General features: G+C 57.7%; 4 protein-coding genes and 1 pseudogene. 3 read left to right on the forward strand and 2 right to left on the reverse strand.

What is annotated here, in order from left to right; all coding sequences use genetic code 11:
- The 3 genes and pseudogenes from nusG to AC5DC2_RS20075 form a co-directional block, all read left to right on the forward strand.
- On the forward strand, positions 1–461 hold a 461-nt coding region (gene nusG, locus AC5DC2_RS20065; RefSeq protein ID WP_491699753.1), incomplete at its 5' end, for a transcription termination/antitermination protein NusG.
- A gap of 219 nt (positions 462–680) precedes the next feature.
- The gene (locus tag AC5DC2_RS20070) at positions 681–1,847 is read left to right on the forward strand and encodes a nucleotide sugar dehydrogenase (RefSeq protein ID WP_491699754.1); all 1,167 of its coding nucleotides are present in this window, start codon (positions 681–683) and stop codon (positions 1,845–1,847) included.
- A gap of 304 nt (positions 1,848–2,151) precedes the next feature.
- Positions 2,152–2,352: pseudogene (locus AC5DC2_RS20075) on the forward strand (integrase core domain-containing protein); the annotation flags it as partial.
- 142 nt (positions 2,353–2,494) lie between these two features.
- Here AC5DC2_RS20075 and AC5DC2_RS20080 read toward each other — a convergent pair.
- Together AC5DC2_RS20080 and AC5DC2_RS20085 are read right to left on the reverse strand one after the other, a co-directional pair.
- Positions 2,495–4,009 (reverse strand): tripartite tricarboxylate transporter permease, encoded by a 1,515-nt coding sequence (locus AC5DC2_RS20080; protein WP_491699755.1) that lies wholly within the window; start codon positions 4,007–4,009, stop codon positions 2,495–2,497.
- Positions 4,006–4,381: tripartite tricarboxylate transporter TctB family protein (locus AC5DC2_RS20085; protein WP_491699756.1), on the reverse strand; the 376-nt coding region annotated here is incomplete at its 5' end. The genes AC5DC2_RS20080 and AC5DC2_RS20085, both read right to left, overlap by 4 nt.

Raw genomic sequence — 4,381 nt, forward strand, 5'->3', positions numbered from 1 at the left:
CGGTGCTGAAGGACATTGGCGCCGAGGCGCTTGTGCCGATGCGCAAGGGCAAGCAAAGGCGCAGGCGTGGGCGGATGCTGCCGGTGAGGGACGAGGTGCTGATGACCGGCTATGTGCTTGTCCGCTTTGTCAGCACGGCGCGGGCGCTCAGGGGCCTGCTGAGGCTTGACCATGTCATCGCCATTCTCGGGGGCTGGGAGACGCCTTACCCTGTCTCAGATGAAAAGATCGCTCAGATCATGCGCAAGGCCGACAATGGCGACTTCGACTATGAGCGCCGCTGCGATGTCGAAGTCTCAGCCGGCGACCGGGTGATGATCGGTGACGGGATCTTCGAGGGACAGGTCGGCACAGTGGTCACGGCCAACAGCAAAGGCAAGGGGGATGTCGTGGTCGAGGTTGATCTGTTCGGCCGACTGACGCCGATGGTCGTGCCGCTTGCCGTGATCGGCAAGGTGTGATTTGGAAAAGAGAAAGTCAGTGACGCCGACTTTCGCCGGTGAGAGAGCGAACTCTTCCGCCGGCGACAATCCTCAAAATGAGTACACCCTCGTCGAAATGAAGCCCAAACGAGGTTGATGAGAAAGAACCATGCAAGGGGCTAGCTGTCATAATTATGATTTAAGAGATAGCGCCCACGAAATCGACACTGCGAAAATGAAACTAGTAGGAATCTAACAATGAGAATTGCCGTAGCGGGAATTGGATATGTCGGCTTGTCCAACGCTGTCTTGCTCGCGCAGAACCATAGGGTAATAGCGGTTGACCTCAACAAAGATCGGGTCGCAAAAGTGAATGCTAGGCTCAGCCCGATAGTCGATCCCGAGATCGAAGATTTCCTAGCGAATAGGAAGCTCGATTTGACAGCAACGACCGAGGCTGCCGAGGCTTTTAAGGACGCTGATTTCATCATTGTAGCAACGCCGACGAACTACAATCTGGAAACGAATTACTTCGATACATCTTCGGTCGAGTCGGTCATCGAAGCCGTCAAGGCGGTGAACCATGATGCTACAATCGTTGTAAAGTCCACGGTACCTGTCGGATTCATCGAGCGTGTTCGACAGGAGCTGCGGACAGATCAAATCATTTTCTCTCCGGAATTTCTGCGGGAGGGGCGTGCGCTGTACGACAACCTGCATCCTTCCCGCATTATTGTTGGTGAGCAATCTGATCGAGCAAGAGTATTCGCCGATCTCCTCTTGGAAGGTTCGATTGAGAAGAATACGCCTGTATTGCTCACGAATCCTTCTGAAGCCGAAGCAATCAAGTTATTCGCGAACACATATCTCGCCATGCGCGTTGCATATTTTAACGAGCTCGACAGCTACGCGATGGCGCATGGCATGGATTCGCGGCAGATCATCGATGGAATCGGGCTCGATCCAAGAATTGGCAATCACTACAACAACCCCTCATTCGGCTATGGCGGCTATTGCCTGCCGAAAGACACGAAGCAGTTGCTGGCAAATTACTCTGAAGTTCCTCAGAACCTGATTCGGGCCATTGTAGACGCGAACACTACGCGAAAGGATTTTATAGCAGAGCGGATCATAGCACGAAGACCCAGCACGGTCGGCATTTACAGGCTTGTGATGAAGGCGGGCTCGGACAATTTTCGCGACTCGTCAGTGCAAGGCATAATGAAGCGGATCAAGGCGAAGGGCATCCGTGTCGTAGTCTACGAGCCCGTGCTCAATGAGCCGGAGTTCTTTCGTTCACCGGTCTTTGGAAATCTTGACCAATTCAAGCAAGAGTCGGATGTGATCGTTGCCAATCGGATAACCGATGAAATCCGTGATGTTGCCGATCGAGTTTTCACACGAGATCTGTTTGGGGCTGATTGATTTGGCACCGTGAGGTTTTCACGCGGCTTCAATGCGGTCGGTTCATCAATGACTTCGGCGACGTGGAATTCGGCGTGCGCACGTGCAGAAGCTGGTTTTATCGGCGAAAATTATGTCAGACCGCTCAGGCGCCCTTCGGCCAATTATGACCTGCTTTGACTGCCGGGGCGGTGTGGGGAACGTGCGTTTGGGTCCTTCCTGTGGCCCCTTGTTCTGCGGGTATTTGGCACCGCGCGGTCTGCCCAGTCTGAGGCTAAATTCGAAGCCTAAAGTCAGGGCTAAAGTTTAGGGGGGGGGTAAAGTCGTGTTTGACGCGGAGGTGCGCGGAAAACTGGCCCTGTGGCGATATGACTACAACAACGTCAGGCCGCACTCATCGCTGGGAAACAAAACGCCGAACGAAGTGCGGAGAGAGATGGAGGAACTTGATGCGGGCGCCACACAGGCTGTTGCCCACGCAGATCAACCAAACTACCAATCACGAACCCGCAGACTCTCGAATTGAACGAGGGTCGCACGGGGTGCAGGTCACTCGGCCTGCACTTTCGGAGCCGAAGTAAGCATCCGGGGTAGGCCGCGGTCATGCAGCGCGTCGGTGTTCAGATGGCTGCCAATTCCTGGGCAGAATATCCGCGCAATCGAGTCCGTCACGACGACATTGTCGCGGTTTTCCCCCGTTTCCTGCGGACGCTCCACCAGCCATAGACAGGCAAGAGAAGCAACAGGGCCGAGGCGATCACGAAGACGGCGCTGATCGGCTGGTTGAGGAAGGTCGTCCAGTCGCCGCGCGACAGAAGCATGGCGCGCCGGAAATTCTCTTCCAGCATCGGGCTCAGGATAAAGCCGAGCAGCAGCGGCGCCGGCGGAAAATGCAGCATCTTCATGCCATAGCCGACAAGGCCGAAGGCGATCACCAGAAAGATGTCGAAGATCGCGTAGTTGATCGAGTAAACACCGATGCAGATGAGCGCCAGGATAACCGGGAAAAGGACCGAGTAGGGGATCTTGAGCAGTCGCACCCAGATGCCGACGAGCGGAATGTTGAGGATGACCAGAATGAAGTTGCCGATCAGAAAGCTGACTACAAGGCCCCAGAACATGGTCGGCTGTTCGGTAATCAGGCTCGGGCCCGGATTGATCCCGTGGATCATCAAAGCGCCCAGCATCACGGCCATAACTGCATCGCCCGGAACACCGAGAGTGAGGGTCGGGATGAAGGCCGTCTGGGCGGTGGCATTGTTGGCCGCTTCCGGCGCCGTCACGCCCTCGATCGCGCCCTTGCCGAAGATTTCGGGGGTTTTGGAAATGCGCTTTTCAAACGCATAGGCGATGAACACCGCCATCGAGGCGCCGGCGCCCGGCAGAACGCCACAGATCGCACCGAAGATAGAACCGCGGCCCATGGCCGGCCATGAGCGACGCACATCTTCACGCGTCGGCAGCATGGAGCGAAAGGTGAAGTTCTCGGAGTGGGTGTCGCGTTCCTTGTGGGCCGAAGCCATGACCTCGGAAACGCCGAATATGCCCATGGCGACGGCAACCAGGGACAGCCCGTCGGCAATGCCCGGTATGCCGAAGGTGAAGCGGAACTGGCCAGAGGTAATGTCCTGGCCGACAATGCCGAGCAGAAGCCCGAGCGCCACCATGGAAATTGACCGGGGGAAACTGTCGCCGCCGATCGCAGCCGTGCCGATCAGCGCGAACAGGATGAGCGAGAAATACTCCGCCGCGCCGAATTCCAGGGCAAAATGGGCGAGCACTGGTGCCAGGGTGCCGACAAGGATGATGCCGAACATCGATCCCACCAGAGAGGCGATCGCGGTGATGAACAGGGCGACGCCCGCGCGCCCCTGCTTGGCCATCGGATAGCCGTCGAGACAGGTAACCGCAGCAGGCGGCGTCCCCGGAAGATTGAGTAGGATCGATGCCGTGGAGGCACCGTACTGGCCACCGTAGTAGATGCCGGCCAGCATGATAATAGCCTCGGTCGGATCGATGTAGAAGGTCACCGGCAGAAGCATGGCGATTGCCGGCAAGGGGCCGATGCCAGGCAGAACGCCGACGATCATACCGAGCACAACGCCGAGGAAGCAGTAGAAAAGCGCCGACCATGTGAACGCGACATCGGCGCCGAGTGCGAGATTGGAGAGAAGATCGCTCACAGGACACCCCTGATCATGTCGAACGGAAGACCGAGGGTGAGCACGAAGATCACCCAAGCGAGAACGGGCGTGACCACGGCAAGGCCGATCATACGCGGGAACGAGAAATGCGGCGCGGCAAGACAGGCCACACACACGAGCCCGATACAGGCCGGCGCAAGGCCGGCCGGCCGTAACAGCAGCGCGAACACCAGCATCGAAAGCGGCACGAACAGCCGGCTGCGCCACACCGCGGGGCCGCGATCCGTCATCGTTTCGTCCGGCTCCAGATGCGCCCGGGCCTCGAGGATGGCGATCATCAGGCCGAGAATGATGCAGGCGATGCCGATCAGCATGGGATAGAAGCCCGGTCCCATTCGGGTCGGCGTGCCA

The organism is Martelella sp. (assembly GCF_984369615.1).